We start from the raw sequence: 227 nt of genomic DNA, 5'->3' as shown, positions 1-227 counted from the left end.
CTGTTGGAGCGAGCCTGCTCGCGATAGCGGTAGCACATTCAGCAGGGATGCCGGCTGGACCGACGCCTTCGCGGGCAAGCCCGCTCCCACAGTGGATTTGCAGTGGATGCGGTATCGATGCCGGGCGCCGGACCTGTGGGAGATTCTATGTTGCAGGACAACCCTGCAACATAGGCTTCGGCTGGTATTCGTCCTGATTTTTCATCAGGGCAAATGCCACTCGGCAA

Source organism: Pseudomonas sp. SJZ078 (genome assembly GCF_007828255.1).
Taxonomy (GTDB): Bacteria; Pseudomonadota; Gammaproteobacteria; order Pseudomonadales; family Pseudomonadaceae; genus Aquipseudomonas.
The sequence above is the reverse complement of the archived record's forward strand: the minus strand, read 5'-3'. Positions refer to the sequence as shown.